The 17122-nt window shown below is 70.6% G+C and carries 9 protein-coding genes; 1 reads left to right on the plus strand and 8 read right to left on the minus strand.

The genetic code is table 11. From position 1 onward, the window contains the following. Position 1: 1 nt before the first annotated feature. From ACFVM3_RS14915 to ACFVM3_RS14950, 8 genes are all read right to left on the minus strand, one after another. Positions 2–1567, minus strand: a complete 1566-nt coding sequence (locus ACFVM3_RS14915; RefSeq protein ID WP_378438975.1) for an acyl-CoA carboxylase subunit beta — start codon at positions 1565–1567, stop codon at positions 2–4. Further along, positions 1564–7968, minus strand: a complete 6405-nt coding sequence (locus tag ACFVM3_RS14920; protein ID WP_378438977.1) for an SDR family NAD(P)-dependent oxidoreductase — start codon at positions 7966–7968, stop codon at positions 1564–1566. The genes ACFVM3_RS14915 and ACFVM3_RS14920 overlap by 4 nt, the downstream gene beginning before the upstream one ends. Next, complete coding sequence (locus tag ACFVM3_RS14925; protein WP_378438979.1) at positions 7965–9725, minus strand: fatty acyl-AMP ligase; 1761 nt, start codon at positions 9723–9725, stop codon at positions 7965–7967. The genes ACFVM3_RS14920 and ACFVM3_RS14925 overlap by 4 nt, the downstream gene beginning before the upstream one ends. A gap of 230 nt (positions 9726–9955) precedes the next feature. After that, the gene (locus ACFVM3_RS14930) at positions 9956–10873 is read right to left on the minus strand and encodes a helix-turn-helix domain-containing protein (protein WP_378438981.1); all 918 of its coding nucleotides are present in this window, start codon (positions 10871–10873) and stop codon (positions 9956–9958) included. Positions 10874–11336: 463 nt separating this feature from the next. After that, a complete protein-coding gene (locus tag ACFVM3_RS14935; protein WP_378438983.1) occupies positions 11337–13106 on the minus strand; it encodes an alpha/beta hydrolase in 1770 nt (589 codons plus the stop codon). Between the two features lie 197 nt (positions 13107–13303). Next, on the minus strand, positions 13304–14311 hold the full coding sequence (ppk2, locus tag ACFVM3_RS14940) for a polyphosphate kinase 2 (protein ID WP_378438985.1): 1008 nt from the start codon (positions 14309–14311) through the stop codon (positions 13304–13306). A gap of 17 nt (positions 14312–14328) precedes the next feature. Then, positions 14329–15231, minus strand: coding sequence for a serine hydrolase (locus ACFVM3_RS14945; RefSeq protein ID WP_378438987.1), 903 nt, complete (start codon positions 15229–15231; stop codon positions 14329–14331). Beyond that, positions 15228–16109, minus strand: a complete 882-nt coding sequence (locus tag ACFVM3_RS14950) for a LysR family transcriptional regulator (protein WP_378438989.1) — start codon at positions 16107–16109, stop codon at positions 15228–15230. Before ACFVM3_RS14950 ends, ACFVM3_RS14945 begins: the two co-directional genes overlap by 4 nt. A 101-nt stretch (positions 16110–16210) precedes the next feature. Between ACFVM3_RS14950 and bla the strand changes: the two genes are divergently transcribed. Continuing rightward, positions 16211–17107 carry a class A beta-lactamase gene (gene bla, locus ACFVM3_RS14955; RefSeq protein ID WP_378438991.1) on the plus strand — a complete coding sequence of 299 codons (897 nt, stop codon included), beginning with the start codon at positions 16211–16213 and terminating at the stop codon, positions 17105–17107. Positions 17108–17122: the final 15 nt, after the last annotated feature.

Genomic DNA, 17122 nt, shown 5'->3' on the forward strand with positions numbered 1-17122 from the left:
CTCACAACGGGATGTTTCCGTGCTTCTTGGCCGGGAGCGTCTGCCGTTTGGTCCGCAGCGCGTGCAGTGCCCTCGCCACCTGAAGGCGGGTCTGCGACGGCGTGATGACCTGATCGACGTAGCCGCGTTCGGCCGCCAGGTACGGATTCGAATGCCGTTCGCGGTACGCCTCGGTGAGCCGTCGCTGTTCGGCCGTCCGCTGTTCCGGGGGCAGCGCGGCCAGCTCGTGCCGGTGCAGCACCCGCACCGCGCCTTCGGCTCCCATCACCGCGATCTCCGCGGTGGGCCAGGCCAGGTTGACGTCGGCGCCGAGATGTTTCGACCCCATCACCGCGTAACCGCCGCCGTAGGCCTTGCGGATCACCACGGTCACCTTCGGCACGGTCGCCTCGGCGTAGGCGTAGATCAGCTTGGCGCCGCGCCGGATGATCCCGTGCCGTTCCTGCGCCTCGCCGGGGAGATAGCCGGGAACGTCGGCGAGGGTGAGGATCGGGACGGAGAAGGCGTCGCAGAACCGGACGAACCGCGCGGCCTTCTCCGAGGCGTCGATGTCGATCACGCCCGCACGATGGCGCGGCTGGTTCGCCACGACACCGACCGTGCGGCCCCGGATCCGGCCGAACGCGCAGATCATGTTCGGCGCGAAGCCGCTGTGCACCTCCAGGAAGTCGCCGTCGTCGACGAGCCGGGTGATCACCTCGGCCATGTCGTACGCCCGGTTCAGCGAATCGGGCACCAGCCGGTCGAGTTCGAGGTCGGTGGTGGTGGGTTCGGGCGCGGTCTCGTCGACGTATTCCGGGGCGGTGTCGAGGTTGTTGGAGGGCAGGTAGCCGAGCAGGGTCCGCACCCAGTCGATGGCATCGTGTTCGTCGGTGGCCCGGTGGTGGGCGTTCCCGGACACCTCGCTGTTCACCGCGGCGCCGCCGAGCCGCTGGGCGGTGACCCGTTCACCGCTGACGGCGTGCACGACGTCCGGCCCGGTGACGAACATCTGCGCGGTCTCGTCGACCATCACGGTGAAGTCGGTGATCGCCGGCGAGTAGACCGCCCCGCCCGCGCACGGGCCCATGATCAGCGAGATCTGCGGGATGACGCCGGACGCCAGTGTGTTGCGCCTGCCGAGTTCGGCGTAGTAGGCGAGCGAGACGACACCTTCCTGGATCCGCGCGCCGCCGGAGTCGTTGATCCCGACCACGGGACAGCCCAGCGTCATCGCCAGGTCCATCACCTTGAGGACCTTCTCGCCGAAGACCTCGCCCATGCTGCCGCCGAACACGGTGAAATCCTGTGAGAACACGCAGATCTGCCTGCCGTCGACGGTGCCGTGCCCGGTCACCACTCCGTCGCCGTAGGGCCGGTGGGCGTCCATCCCGAATTCGGTGCACCGGTGCCGGGCGAACTGGTCGAGTTCGACGAAGGAACCCGGGTCCAGCAGCTCCTCGACCCGTTCGCGCGCGGTCAGCTTCCCCTTGGCGTGCTGCCGGTCGACGGCCCGCTTCTCGGCGGTCCGGAGCTCTTCCCGGCGGGCGGCGAGATCGGCGATCCGGAACGCCGTCGTGTCGGTCATGATCTCGCCGTCCTCGGGGCCCCGAGCCGGGCCGAGAGTGCCGAGGCGACCACTTCGACGTGCGGCGGGTCGATCATCGACAGGTGATCGCCCGGCACCCGCACGACCTCCAGATCCGGGCAGAAGACGTCCCAGCCCAGAGCGTCGTCGGTGCGCAGGTAGCGCGGATCGAGGGTGGTGGTCAGCGGATGCGGCTCCTGCGCGCGCAGCAACAGTACCCGCCCGGCATAGGGTTCCGGCTCGTAGCGTTCGGCGACCCGTGCGTCCACATAGGACTCGTACTGGTGCCGCAGCACGCCGTGCCCCAGCTCGGGCACTTGAGCGGCCAGCCTCCCGATCACCAGCCGGATCTGTTCGTCGTCGCCGAGCCGGGCGAGGTCTTCACGCGGGATGTCCAGCGGGACGCCGTAGGTCCGCTCGATATGCTCGGCGAACCGGTCGAACCGGTCCAGCAGGATCTCGTCGGCCTGCTTCCCCGGCGCGGGCAGCGGCAGGATGCTGTCGATCAGGAACACGAGATCGATCCGCTCCCCGGCCGCGGTCAGCCGCCGCGCGGTCTCGTAGGCGAGGCAGCCGCCGAACGACCATCCGCCCAGCCGGTACGGACCCCGGGGCTGGATCTCCCGGATCAGCTCGACATAGCACTCGGCCTTGTCTTCGACGGTGTCCTCTTCGTCGATCCGTTCGAGCCCGTAGACGGCTCTTCCCTCGGGCAGCAGCCGGACGAGCCCCTCGTAGACGCTCGTCGGGCCGCCCGCCGGATGGAACAGGAACACCGGATCCGCACCGCCTTCGCGCAGCGGCCGGACAGGACAGCCTCCGCGTCCTTCGATCTCGTCGCGCAGCAGGTCGGCCATCGCGGCGATGGTCGGTGTGGCGAAGAGCCGTTCGGGGACGGCTCCCAACTGCCCGGCGAACACGGTCCGCAGCCGGTCGGCCGCTTCGGCATCGCCACCGGCGGCGAAGAAGTCTTCGTGGACGCCGGGCACCGCGCCGCCGAGTTCCGCCTGCCAGTGCCGGGCGATCCAGCGTTCGGCCGGATCCCGCGGGCCGACGGCCGTGACCGACGCGGCTGGCCGAGCGCCTGTCTCACCGAACCCCGCCTGATCGGCGAGATGGTCGGCGACTTCGGCGAGGCCCGCACCCCGTAGCAGCAGCGGGATCGGCAGTGTCAGGCCGAAGTCGCGTTCCACGACTCCCTTGGCGCGCAGGGCGGAGAGCGAATCCAGGCCGAGCCGGGTGAGCGGCGTCCGCCGGTCGATCTCGTCCGCGGCGAGGCCGAGCATCCCGGCGACGAGCCCCGCGAGGTACTCGGCGAGCATCTCGCGGGCGGCTTCCGGGAGGACCGCCCGCAGCGCGTCCAGTCCGTCCCAAGTGGACGATCCGGCCGCCGGTTCCTCCCCCGGTACCAGGATCTCGAAGAACGGCCGTCCGGCCAGCCGGGGGAACAGGGCGAGCACGGTCCCGGCGTCGACCCTGGCGATCCCGGTCGACGCGCGGTCACGGCGCAGCACGGCCTCCATCGCCGCCAGCGCCTCCTCCGTGCCGAGCGGTTCGAGCACGGGGTTGCGGTTGCCGACGGCCGCTCCGGCCTCGCCCCAGGCTCCCCAGCCGATGGTCGCCGCCGGCAATCCCGCGGCGCGGCGCCACGCGACAAGCGCGTCCACCCACGCGTTCGCGGTGGCGTAAGCGGTCTGTCCCGGCGATCCGAACAACGCCGCGGCCGACGAATACGTCAGCCACCAGTCGAGTTCGTGTCCGGCCGTCGCCTCGTGCATTCGCCATGCCCCCAGCGCTTTCGCGCGCCAGACAGCCTCGACGGCGTCGTGGTCGAGGGTGACGGCGGCCCCGTCGGACAGCACACCGGCCGCGTGCAGTACTCCGCGCAACGGCATACCGCCTTCGGTCGCGGTCGCCACCAGCGATTCGGCCGTTCCCGGCTCCGCGATGTCACCGGTCACCACGCGGACGTCGACGCCCTGCTCGCGCAGGTCCGCCAGAAGCGGTTCGACCGCGGGGCTCGCACCACCCCGGCCGGAGAGGACGAGCCTGGTCGCGCCGCGCGCCGCCAGCCAGTCCGCCGCGACCAGGCCGAGCCCGCCGAGACCACCGGTGATCACGTAAGCGCCGTCGCGCACCACGGTTTCGTGGCGAGGTTCGCCGAGCTTCGGCCGGGCCAGCAGCCTGGTGTACCGGACGCCCTCGCGCCAGGCGATCTCGTCGTCCGGCGCGTCCGCGCGGATCTCCGCCACCAGCCTGACGGGGTCCGGTTCCGCGTCGAAGTCCACCTGGCTCGCCCGCAGTTCCGGGTGTTCGAAAGCGAGGACGCGGACCAGCCCACGCAGCCAGGCCTGGCCTGGATCACCGCGCTCACCGGGTTCGGCGGCCCAGGCATCCACGCTGACGAGCCACAACCGCGGCGCGGTCTCGACCAGTTCGGCGAGGACACCGGACAACTCGGTGACCCTCCGCGCCGCGCTCATCGGATCCGGCCCCGAAGTAACGGACCATACGAGGACTCCCGCCACCTCGCGGGATCTCAGGACTTCCGCGAGCGCCTTCCGGTCCCCTGGCCGGACCGTCACCAGTTCGTCCCCGGCTTCGGTGAGCCGCTCGCGCAACTCCGTCATCCACGTCGCGTCATCGTGCAGCACTACCCAGCGACGCGGGCCCTGCGCGGCCACCGGCAGGCCGGCCTCCCGCCAGACCGTTTCGAACAGCAGGTCCGCCATGGGCACCGGGAGCGCCGAACGCTGGAACCGGCGGCAGTAGACCTCGCGGAACTCGACCAGGACGACGTCGTCGGCGTCGACCAGCTGGACTCCGCCGACCAGGCCGTCGCCCGCCGGATCGAGCGAATCGAGGACCGCGTCGACCCGGACACCGCGGCGCGGATCACCGGCGAGGACGACCTCGCCCAAGGTCAGCGGCAGGAACACGCCGTCGGCCTCGCGCAGCGTGTCCCCGGCCGCGGCGGCCAGCGCGTGCAGGCAGGCATCGGCGATCACCGGGTGCAGGACGTACGCCGCATCGTCGGCGGGCAGGGTGATCGACGCCGAAGCCCGGCCCGGCGCGGCCAGAACGTCGCGCAGCCCACGGAAAGCGGGACCGTAGCTCTGCCCCGCCCCAGCCAGCACCTGATAGAGGTCGATCGGCCGGGCGTCGGCGCCGACCGCGCCGAACGGCACCACCGCGGTGTTCCCCTCGCGGACGCGGGCGGTGGCGTGCCGCACCCAGCCGCCGTCCGCGGACCGCGCGTAGACGTCCACGCTTCCGGTGTTCAGGCTGGTCGTCACCTCGGTGTGCGCGGCGAGCGGGAGCACCCGGTGCAGTTCGAGACCGCCGATGCGCAGCCGCCCACCGGGCCGCTGGACCGTTTTCGCCGCCGCGAGCGCGAGTTCCAGGAATCCGGCGGCGGGGAACAGCGGGACACCCATCGCCGCGTGGTCGGCCAGCCACGGCAGCGCCTCGGTCCCGATGTCCGCGTGCCACAGGTGCCCACCGCCGGTCGGCTGTTCGATGTGGACACCCAGCAACGGATGTGCGCCAGGGGTCCTGGTCGCCGGGCGTCGTGGCCAGAACCGCCGGTGCCGCCAGCGCGGACCCGGCAGTTCGACGGGAAGCGGCCGGGGGCCGCCGTCGTCCAGCACGACGGGCAGCCCGAGGGTGTGGAGTCGGGCGAGCGTGGTCAGGAACGCCACTCGCTCGTCGCCCTTGCGGCTCGCCGTCGGAAACGCGAGCGCGCCGGTGCTCTGCTCGATCGCGGCCAGTGCCACCGGATGCGGCGAGATCTCGACGAACACGCCGTAGCCGTCGGCGGTCGCCGCCGCCAGTGCCTGGCTGAAGCGGACAGGACGGCGCAGATTCGCCGCCCAGTACTCGACGTCGAACACCACTGACCTTTGTGGATCGTCGAGAACGCTGCTGTAGCAGGGAATCTCCACCGGTCGCGGAGAAAGGTCGCCGAGTTCGGCGCGAAACCGGCCGAGAACGGCGTCGACGGCTTGCGAATGGCCCGCGCCCCCGACCGGCAACCGCTTCGCCAGCCTGCCGAGGCTCTCGACGTGCGAGACCAGCGCCTCGACCTGTCCGGCGGCGCCGCTGACGGTGCACTGGACCGGCGAGGCGTACACCGCGACGGTGATCCCTGGGAAATCCGCTTCCAGGTCGGCGAGTTCGGCCGGGGACAGTTCGACCACCGCCATCGCGCCGTCGCCGGACGCGTCGACCTCGGCGAGCAACCGGGCGCGGGTGGCCATCACGCGCAGGCCGTCGGCGACGTCCAGCGCCCCCGCGACGACGGCGGCCGCGACCTCACCCATCGAATGCCCGAGCACCGCGGCAGGCACGACGCCGTGCGCGCGCCAGAGCGCGGCGAGGGCCAGCTGCATCCCGAACAACGCGAGTTGCGTCGCCGCGAGATCCGGCAGGTCGCGCGCGCCGGAGAACACGCCGCTCAGGGTGAACCCCGCTTCGGCCAGGAACACCGGATCGAGTGCCTCCACCTCGGCCCGGAACGCGGGCTCGGTGCGCAGCAGGGCACGGCCCATCCCCGGCCACTGGGAGCCGTAGCCGGAGAACACGAACACGACCCCCGGCACAGGCCCGGCCTCGCCGAGGACGACGTCGGCGCTCGCGCGTCCGGCGGCCATCTCCCTCAAGGCGGCAGCCGCCCGGTCGCGTCCCTCCGCGATGACCGCGCCGCGGATGGGCAGGTGATCACGACTCCGGGCCAGTGTCGCGGCGACCGTGTCCAGCGCGATCGACCGGTGGGCGGGGTCTTCGAGCCAGTCCGCCAGATCGGCGGCCCGCGCCCGGAGCACCTCCGCCGATCGCGCGGACAGCGCGAAGATCCGCGGCCGCCCGGTCTCCGTCCCGCGGGCGGCGAACGACGCGGCAGGCCATTCTTCGAGAACGACGTGGGCGTTGGTGCCACCGAAACCGAACGCGGAAACCCCGGCACGCACGACGTCGGAGTAGCGCGGCCAGGTCGTCCCGGCGTCCACCACCCGGAGGCCGAGACCGGCGAGATCGACATGAGGGCCGGGTTCGTGATGATGCGGGGTCGGCGGCAGCCGCCGGTGGACCATCGCGAGAACGACCTTGATCAGCCCGGCCATTCCGGCCGCGCCCTCCAGATGGCCCAGATTTCCCTTCACCGAGCCGATCAGGAGCGGGCGGACGGGTTCGCGTCCGGCTCCGAGCACTTCTCCGAGCGCACCCGCCTCGATCGGGTCCCCCACCTCGGTCCCGGTCCCGTGCGCCTCCACATAGTCCACAGTGGACGGATCAACCCCGGCCGCCGCGTACGCGTCCCGCAACAGGTCCGCCTGCGCGCCGGGACTGGGCGCGACGAGACCGTTGGACCGGCCGTCGGAGTTGACCGCGCTGCCGCGGATCACCGCGAGCACCCGGTCGCCCGCGCGGCGGGCGGCCTTCAGCGGCCGGAGCACGATCACGCCACAGCCCTCGCCGCGGGCGATGCCGTCGGCGGCGGCGTCGAACGGTTTGCAGTACCCGTCCGGAGCCAGCACCCCGGCCCGCTGGAAGGACGCGGTGACCGCCGGTGAGAGCAGCAGGTTCACCCCGGCGGCGAGTGCCGTCCCGCATTCGCCGCGGCGCAGGCTCTGCGCCGCTTGGTGCACCGCGACCAGCGACGACGAGCACGCGGTGTCGACGGTGAGACTCGGCCCGCGCAGGTCGAAGAAGTACGACAGCCGGTTGGCGGCGATACTCGTCGCGGCGCCGGTGGCGGACCAGATGTCGACGGTGGCGGGATCGGCCATCGTCAGGTGGCCGTACTCACCCGCCGAAAGCCCGACGAACACCCCGGTCCGGCTCCCCCGCAGCGTGGACGGCGGGATCCCGGCGTGCTCCAGGGCCGCCCACGTCACTTCGAGCAGCATGCGCTGCTGGGGATCCATCGCTTCGGCCTCGCCCGGCGTGATACCGAAGAACTCGGCGTCGAAACCGGCGATGTCGCCGAGGAACCCGCCACGCGCGGGGACATCCCAGCGATCCTCGGGAACCTCGCGGATGCCGTCGCGTCCGGCGTCCAGGAGCCGCCAGTAGCGCTCCGGGGAATCCGCGCCGCCGGGCAGGCGACAGCCGACACCGACGATCGCGATCGGTTCCTCTTCACGTCCTTCACCGCTCACGATCGCCGAATCTTCCACTGTGGACAGACGATCGGCGAGGGTGGCGATCGTCGGGTACTGCCACACCAGGGTCGGCGGCAACGGGCGGCCGAGGTACCGGCCCAGCTCCGCCGCGAGTTCCATCGACTCCCGCGAGGAAAGCCCGCTCTCGTGCAGCGGCCGGTCCGGATCGACGTGGTCCGCGGGTGCCCCGGTCCGCTCCGCCACCCGCGCGATGAGCCAGGCCCGGATCTCCGCGGTCACCCGAGCCGCCGCGCGGTCAGCGAACCGTCCAGATAGGACTTCCGGCACCGGGCGCGGCTGATCTTGCCGCTGGAGGTGCGCGGCACTTCGCCCGGCGCGAGGAAGACGACGTCGTGCGGCCGCAGCCCGTGCACGGCCGAGACCACCCTCCGGATCTCCGTGGCCGCCACGGCGAGGTCGGCCTCGCTCTCCTTGGCACGCTCAACCAGCACGACCGCCGCTTCGCCGTCTTCGTGCTCTATCGCGAATGCAGCGGCGGAATGCGGCCGGACCGCGGGATGCGACTCCACGGTCTGTTCGATGTCCTGCGGGTAGTGGTTGCGGCCGTCGACGATGACGAGGTCCTTGAGCCTGCCCGTCATGAACAGCTCGCCCTCGTACCGCACGCCGAGGTCCCCGGTCGCGAGCCAGCCCGCGCCGGAGTCCGGGTCGATCGGGGGAAGGCCGAAGACGCCATCGGAAGCGGTGGGCCGTCCCCAGTAACCCACGCCGACGTTCGGCCCGTTGACCTGGATCTCCCCCACCCTGCCCGGTTCGACCAGCGCGCCGGTGACCGGATCGGCGATGCGGACCCGTTGTCCCACTGGGAATCCGCACGAGACGAGGGTGGTGGACGCCGCGCCGGGGAGCGCCGGCGCGGCCAGCCCGGCGGCGAGGCTGTCGCGGTCGAAGGCGACCTGCCGCGGCGCCTTGCCCGCCTCGGTGACGGAGACGAGCACCGTGGCCTCGGCCAGCCCGTAGGAGGACCGGTGCACCTCCGGGCGCAGCCCGCATTCCTCGAAGGCCCCGTGGAATTTCGCGATGGTCGAAGGAAGAACCGGCTCGCTGCCGTTGATCAGCGAGACGACCCGGCTCAGTTCGAGGTAGCTCTTCTCGGCCTCGGTGACCCGGGAAGCGGCGTAGGCATAAGCGAAATTCGGTGCCGCGCTGATCGCACCGGGGCTGGCCGAGAGCGCGCGCAGCCACCGTGACGGACGTTCCAGGAAGGCGTGCGGATCCATCAGCACCGACGCCGCGCCCGCCGCCAGCGGCGCGCCGATCCCGAGGATCAGGCCCATGTCGTGGAAGAGCGGCAGCCAGCTGACGGTGGACGTCGTCCCGGTTTCGATCGCGTAGGCGTCGCAAGCCTGACGGGCGTTGGTGAGCGCGTTGCGGTGGGTCAGCATCACGCCCGCCGGCGTCCGCGTGGAACCGGACGTGTACTGCAGATAGGCCACTCCGTCCGGTTCCGGTCGCGGCCAGGAGCGATCACCGGCCGCGACCGGAGCTGTGGTGTCGACGGCGAGCACGGCGGGCCGCTCGAAATCCGTCGAGGCGAGGAAACCGGCGGCGGCGTCGAGTCCGTCGGTGGTCGTGAGCACGACCCTCGGCGCGCAGTCGGCGAGCACGGCGGCCAGCCTGCCCGCGTGCCCTGGAAGGTCCGGGGAGAACAACGGGACCGCCACCAGCCCGGCGCGGATCGCGCCGAGGAAGGCGACGACGTAGTCGACGGACTGCCGGGCCAGGATCGCGGCCCGGTCCCCCTGGCCGGTGAACCCGGTCAGCCGGGTGGCGAGGGCGTCGACCCGGTCGTCGAGTTCGCGCCAGGACAGGGTGATCGCCCGGCCCTCCGCCCCGGCACGATGGTCGAGGTAGGTCACCGCGACGTCGTCGCCGAGCCGCCACGCCCAGTACCTCAACAGCGTCGCGAACGACTCCCCGCCGCGTGCGTCGTCCGGCGCGTGGGCGGCGACGACCGATTCCGAAATGGTTTCCATGGCCCCTCGTTGTGACGACTCGTACAGGAGCGGGTGAATTCGGAACGGCGCCGTTGCCGAAAGCGGATTCCATTCCGGAGACCGTTCTTTATCTGCCCGGAACTGTATGGACGTCGCGGGAAGAGTGTCAATGAAAGGATGATGGAACGCGGTCGAAAGCGCGGACGTGCTCACGGGGGCGTGAGAAAGGGTGCCCTCCGCTTGTCACTTGGGGACGAAATGTCCGCGCTTCAGAGCCAGCCCTGCCGGGACGCCTGCGCTCCCAGCTGGAACCGGGTCCGCGCGCCGAGCAGTTCCTGCAACCGGCTGATCCGGCGGAGCACCGTCCGCTCACTGATGCCGAGCTCGCGCGCGATCGCCTCGTCGGTCAGGCCTCCGCTCAGCAACGCGAGCAGGCGGCGCGTGGCGACGGTCGGTTCCTGCGCCGCCGCCGCGTCGTCCGGACCACCCGCCCGCACCGGCACGGCCATCCGCCAGAACGACGCGAACAACTCGATCAGCGCGCTCAGCAGCATCGACGGATGGATCAGCAGGGCGAGGACGTCACCCGCGTCGGAATTCGGGACGGCGATCAGCGCCCGGTTGCTGTCGGCGATCACCAGTTTCAACGGCAGCCCTGGGAACACCCTCGCCTGCTCCCCGAGGGCGATACTCGACTGCACCTGGGCGAATCCGTCGTCGTGCTGCAGCACGGACGAGTCGTAGACGACGCGGTACGCGATGCCGCGCGCCATCGAACCAGGCTGCACCGTGCTCACTTCGGCCTTCGGGCTCATGTACGACCCCGGGTCCAGCGCGACGATGTCGACACCCGCTTGGGTCTGCATGGCTTCGAAGGTGGCGATCACCTCGTCCCGGCTGCGCAGGACCTCGACGAAGTCCGCGTCCCGGCCCGTCCGCAGCGAGTAGGCGGCGCCGAGCACTTCGGCCGCTTCCCGCGCGCGGATCGCCGCGGCCTCGTGCTGCGCCGCGAACGCCGACAGCGCCGCCCGCGGTGGGCACACCTCGACCCCGGACGCGCCCGCCCGGACCAGGCCGAACCGCTCCAGCTCCGCCAGCTCGGCGCCGGGCGTGATCGGGCGCCCGTCCAGCAGGGCCCGGTACAGCTGCTCGGCCTCCATCGACAGGCCTCGCGACTCGGCGAGCATGACGCTTCTCCTCCCCCACCCCGGGATCGATCGACGTGACATCGATGTCACGCCTGGCGGACCGGCTGTTTCCGCTCACAGGTCTTGAGGGGGAAAGGCGTCTGATCGTGCGCCTGAACCGATAACGAAAGCGTCACGGATCATGCCAAAGGCTCCCGCGGACCGCGGGATCCTCTCGTCTGGGACCAGGCGGTGTCCTATAAGTCCTGTTGACGGTCTCCGCACCCAGGTGTCCCGAAAGCCACTTTCGGGACACTAGACGTCGCGAAAGTGGCTTTCGCGACACGCGCCGGCCGCACGACCACCCGCGGGACACCACCGCCGAGCCCTCTGCCCACAAGAGACCTCTCCGCGACGATGGCGCCCGATTAGCGCGGTTTGAGCGATCTCATGACGGGGGTCGTGAGTGATAAGACGGCTAGAACCATCCCTATCACTCACGACCCCACTTACGGGACAGCGCCTACGCGTTGGCGGGCATGCCCTTCTCGTCCGCTTCCGGCGTCGCGGTGCCTTCCAGCAGCTCACGGACGATCTCGTTCGCCTTGCGCACCTGGGGCGTGATCATCTTGATCTTGATCTTCCCGTCGTGCCCGAGGTGGCCGCCGACCTCCGCCGTCTTGTCCTCACCCGGCAGCGGCAGGCCCTGGCAGCCGGTGAACTTCTTCTTGGGCGTGAACCCGGTCTGGAAGTAGGCGACGATCGGGTCGTCGACGCAGTCGGTGTTGTACGGGAAGATCCCGTGGCTGCCTTCGTTGTCGACGCTGATCATCTTGGCGCCCGGCAGTGCGTTCGCGGTGGCGAGTGCGCCCTCGTAGGGCGTGGCCGCGTCGAGTTCGGTCTGCGCGATCAGCAGCTTCGGGAACGTCTTGGCGTCCGGCGCGGGCTTGGCGTTGGTGGTCGGCCAGAACGCGCACAGCGGCGCGCCGGAGAGGGCCATGATCGGCGCGATGAACGGCGCGTTCACGGTCAGGTCGGCCTGCCAGTAATTCCAGTAGTGCAGGTTCTGGTTCCACTGGCCGTCCTGGCAGCGGATCGCCTCGAACGCGGCGTCCCAGGTCTCGACCTCGGCGCCGCCCTGGTAGGAGGCCTTGCGCTCGACCGAGTCCTTCTTCGCGATGGCCTCCAGCGCGTTGCCCTTGGCCTTGTTCAGGAACGCCTTGTTCGCGTCGGTCAGCCCTGGAGTGGCGAGCGCCTTCGCGACGACCTGCTCCAACTTCTCCGCGTCGGTCCCGGCAGGCGCCGGTCCCTTCGCCAGCGCGGCCACCATCGAGGCCGCGGACGGGTACTGACTGGTGTCGTACATCGCCGGGATGATGAACCACGCGGCGTAGAGCATGCCCGCGAATTCCCGGGTGCCGCCCGCCTTCTCCCAGTTGCGGCGGATCTCGAGCGGGTCGGTGCCCGCCTTGTACTTGGCGTCGTTGCGCGCGACGTAGGGCAGCAGCGCCTCCTGGAACTGGCGGTCACGGCTGCGCGGCTGGAGGTCCCAGGTCTTCTCCAGCGTCGAGCGGCTCGCGTCGGTCGACGAGTCGAGCAGGAACCGATGCGCCTTGGACGGGAACGTGGTGGCGTACCAGGTGCCGAGCCACGTGCCGTACGAGTAACCGATGTAACTGGTCTTCTTCTCCCCGAGCAGCACCCGGATGAAGTCCATGTCGTACGCGGTCTGCTCGGTGGTGATGAACTTCGTCAGCGGGTTCTTCAGGCAGCCCTCGACCTTCGCCCGGCTGATCACGTTCTGATCCGTGCTGTCCGGGACGGTGTAGCTACAGGTCAGCGGGGTGCTCTGGCCGACACCGCGGGGGTCGAAGCCGACGAAGTCGTACTGCGAGGCCAGCACGGGGCTGCGCATCGCCATCGCGGCGCCCCACGGGAGACCTTCGCCGCCGGGCCCGCCGGGGTTGACCAGTGCGATGCCCTGCCTGCCGGTGCCGGGGTAGGCGGTCGCCGTCTTGGAGACGCGGACGCCGATGGTGTTGCCGTCTTGCGGGTTGTGCCAGTCACGCGGCACCTGGACGGTGGCGCAGGCAAGGCCCTTGACCTTCTTCAGTTCCGCTTCCGTCGCCGGCGCGACCGACGGGAACGAGCACTCGCCCCAGGCCACGGCCTGCTTGGTCAGCGCGCCGGCGAGCACCGCGGTGTCCGGCTCGGCCTTGACCGCGGGAGCCGCACCCGCCGCCGGAGCCGGCACCAGGCCGGAGGCCAGGAACGCACCGGCGACCACCGCCACCGTGCCCCTCCGCGTCTTTCTCGTCCTACTGATCACCATGATCCCTTTCGACAGGAGCCCCCGACGTCCGTACGTGAAGTAAAGACGGGTGATCAGCTTTCCCACACGGCCGGAAGATGGCGGATACCCGACATGGCAGGATCTCGACATCGCGCGGCTCCGGCGTAACTCACGTGTTCAGAGCCGTATCTCGCGAGTCACGAGTTCTCTTCCGGGTGCAGCCCAGGGCCATGGTCTGGGTCGGGCGACGGCGCGATCGGAGTCGGGCTGAGCGATGCCTCGTCCTCGCCCTCTTCCAGCAGGGTCGCCGCGGCACCGACCACTTTCAGATCCGGCTCGCCGACGGCGTCCTCGTCCTTGTCCGCGTAGTCCACGCGAGCGAGGACGCTGCGCATCGCCTCGACCCGCGCGCGTTTCTTGTCGTTGCTCTTGACCACCGTCCACGGCGCGATCTCCGTGTCGGTGGACCGGAACATCGCGACCTTCGCTTCGGTATAGGCGTCCCAGCGGTCGAGCGACTTGATGTCGTTGGGGCTCAGTTTCCATTGCCGCACCGGGTCGACCTGCCGGATGAGGAACCGGGTGCGCTGCTCGGACTTCGACACCGAGAACCAGAGCTTGACGAGGATGATCCCGTCGTCGACGAGCATCTGCTCGAACGTCGGTGCCTGCCGCATGAACCGCTCGTACTGTTCGTCCGTGCAGTAGCCCATCACCCGTTCGACGCCGGCGCGGTTGTACCAGGATCGGTCGAACAGCACGATCTCGCCCTCGGTGGGCAGATGGTTCACGTAGCGCTGGAAGTACCACTCACCCTGCTCGCGCTCGGTGGGCTTGTTCAGCGCCACCACTCTCGCGCCCCGGGGGTTGAGGTGTTCGGTGAACCGTTTGATGGTGCCACCCTTGCCTGCCGCGTCGCGCCCTTCGAACAGGATCACCATGCGGCCGCCGGTGTCCTTGATCCAGTACTGCAGTTTCAGCAGTTCGATCTGCAGCGACCGTTTCACGACGTCGTATTCCTCACGCGACATTCGCGTCGTGTAGGGATAGTTCTCCCGCCAGGTGTCGATCGGCGATCCGTCGGCGCGGAGCAGGACCGGGTCGTCGGCATCGTCGTAGTCGACGACGAGTCGCTGGTCCGTCAGTTCGGGGAAATACGAGTGGTCGAGCACGGCCCGCTGATACCCAGACCGGATGGCACGCAAACGCGGAGAACGTGACGTCACCCTTCGCGCAGGTGGTCCCGCAGCGCCCTCGCCACGCGGGCCATCAGCACTTCGGCCTCCGGCTGGATCGCGGCGGGCACCCGGGACCCGGTCAGCACGGCGATCGCGTAAATCCCGCCGTCGGCGTGTTCCACCACCCCGACCTCGTGCCGCAGGTTCAGCACCGTGCCGGTCTTCGACGACCATTTCGTGGCGTCGGAGACGAAATCGGGGCTCAGCCGCTGACGCAACAGGTTCAGCCCCATGAGTTCACGGACCCGCGCCGCCACCTTTTCGTCCACTTTGGACGGTTTCCACAGCGCTTCGAGCAGATTGACGAACGCCCTGGCCGAGCCGGAACTCGCGCGCGTGACGTCGAGCTGCGGAACAGGATGACCTTGCCCGGCGGTGCCCGCGTTGATCGCGAGCGCGTGCGCGAGGTGGACGTCGGCCGGGGCGAAACGTTCGGCGGGCGTGTCGCTGAGGTCCGCGGCCGGATGCCGCGCGGTGATCCCGGAAACGCCCCATTCGCGCGTCATCCTGGTGACCACGGCGGGCGGTGTCAGCGCGAAGAGCGCGTCGGCGGCGGTCTCGTCGCTGATGGCCATCGCCAGGTAGAGCAGGTCGTCGATCGCCACCCTGGCCGGATGCCGGAACCGTGTCAGCCCGGTCGGCCCGGGCGCGGTGGCCCGCCCCGGCTCGACCTCGACCGGCGTGGCCCCGTCCAGTTCGCCCCGGCGGATCCGCTCCAGGGTCGCCGCGGCGAGCGGGATCTTCACCAGCGAGGCGCTCGGGAACTCCAGATCCGGGTCGATGCCGATCTCGTATCCGGTCCGCAGATCGCGCACGAGGAACGACCCGCGCAGGCCGCCGTCGTCCAGTTCGGCGCGCAGCCCGAGGAGCAGCGTTTCGGTGTTCATGTCGTCTCCTCCGCGCCGAGACACCGGGCGATGTCCGGCCACAATCGTGCCCGGAGCCGCTGCGCGTCCTCGCCGGGCCCCGCCGTGATCTCGAACCCGCGCGAGAGCCGAGCCTCCCCGATCGGCCGCCAGTTCAGGCCGAATTCGGTGGCCTGGGCCGTCGAGCACAGCAGGAGATCGTCCGAACCGAACACCGCCGCGGCGGCCGCGGTGAGCGCGTCGGCGACGGACACCTGCGCGGGCCGCAAGCCCACCGAGTCACGGATCCGGAAGAGCCGGTCCCGGATATGGGGCACGTCGTCCTCGGGCTGGATCCAGACCCGGCGGGGCGGTCTGCCGGACCGGCCGACCCGCAGCGTTTCCAGATGGAGTGCGCCCGCCCGCGACCTTCCCCCGCCCGCCAGCCCGAGCGGCACCGTCCACGTGCCCTCTTCGGCGGGAACGGCGGTGAGCGCCGCGCGGACCTCCTGTGTGCGCACGAGTTCCGCCCGCTCCCCCGGCGGCGCCTGCCGGAACTCCAGGAAGACGTCCAGCGCTCGCGCCGCCGCGTCGAGTTCGGCGAGCTCGCGGACGGTGCAGGTGTCCGGCATCGCCAGCCGCATCGGCCGCAGTTTGGCGCGCTGCGCGTCGTGCTCCATGGCGTCGGCCAGCGCCACCAGCCGTTTCGCCGACGGCAGCATGTCCCGGCCGAACGGGGTGAGCACGGCGCGGCGGGTGGAGCGGTCGAACAGCCGCTCGCCGAAATGCCGTTCCAGCGCCGCGATCCGGCGGCTCGCCACCGGCTGAGGGATGCGCGCGATCGCGGCCCCCGCGGTGAAGGTCCCGGCCTCGCTCACGCTCACGAACGCCCGGCAGCTCCCGATCAGGTCCACGACCACATACTATGCCGATCACGCATGAAAGAGGGCGTTCGTGTCTTGGACAGCATGACCGGCGGTGGACAGACTGCGGACATCGAACGATCTTGAAAGGAACCACCGTGTCCGTCACTTCTCGCCGCTGGGCCGCCCTGCTGGCGCTCTCGGTCGCGTCACTCGCCGCGTGTTCCACACCCACGCCCGCGCAGCCGCCGGCCGCCACCTCCTCGCCTGCCGCGGCGACCGGGCGAACCGACTTCGAACAGCTCGAACGCACCTACCGCGCCCGGCTCGGGGTGTACGCGGTAGACACCGCGACCGGCCGCGAAGTCGCCTTCCGCGCCGACGAACGCTTCGCCTACGCCTCGACGCACAAGGTGTTCAGCGCCGGCGGCGTCCTGCAGCGGACGCCGGTCGCCGACCTGGACCGCACGGTGACCTACGAACGCAAGGACCTGGTCGTGAACTCGCCGGTCACGGAGAAACACGTGGCGACGGGCATGCCGCTGCGCGCCGTCATGGACGCGACCCTCCGGTACAGCGACAACACCGGCGGGAACCTGCTCTTCCGCGAACTCGGCGGCCCCGAAGGGCTCAACGCGGTCCTGCGCGGGATCGGCGACACGACGAGCCACGCCGACCGGATCGAACCGGAACTCAACGACACCGCGCCCGGCGACACCCGGGACACCAGCACCCCGCGCGCGCTCGCCGTGAGCCTGCGCGCCTTCGCCCTCGGCGACGCGCTCCCCGAGGACAAACGCAAGATCCTGGTCGACATGATGCGGGCCAGCACCACCGGCGACCAGAACATCCGCGCCGGGGTGCCCGGCTGGCCGGTCGCCGACAAGACCGGAACAGCGTCCTACGGCACCCGCAACGACATCGGGGTCGTGTGGCCGCCGGGCCGCGCGCCGATCGTCATCTCGGTTCTGACCGACCGGTCCGAGAAGGACGCCAAGATCGACAACAAACTCCTGGCCGACGCCACCGCGGCCGCCGTGAAAGCCCTTCCCTGAGCGGCCCGCCGGGAC

The sequence above is a fragment of the Amycolatopsis sp. NPDC057786 genome, assembly GCF_042797905.1.
Lineage (GTDB): Bacteria > Actinomycetota > Actinomycetes > Mycobacteriales > Pseudonocardiaceae > Amycolatopsis.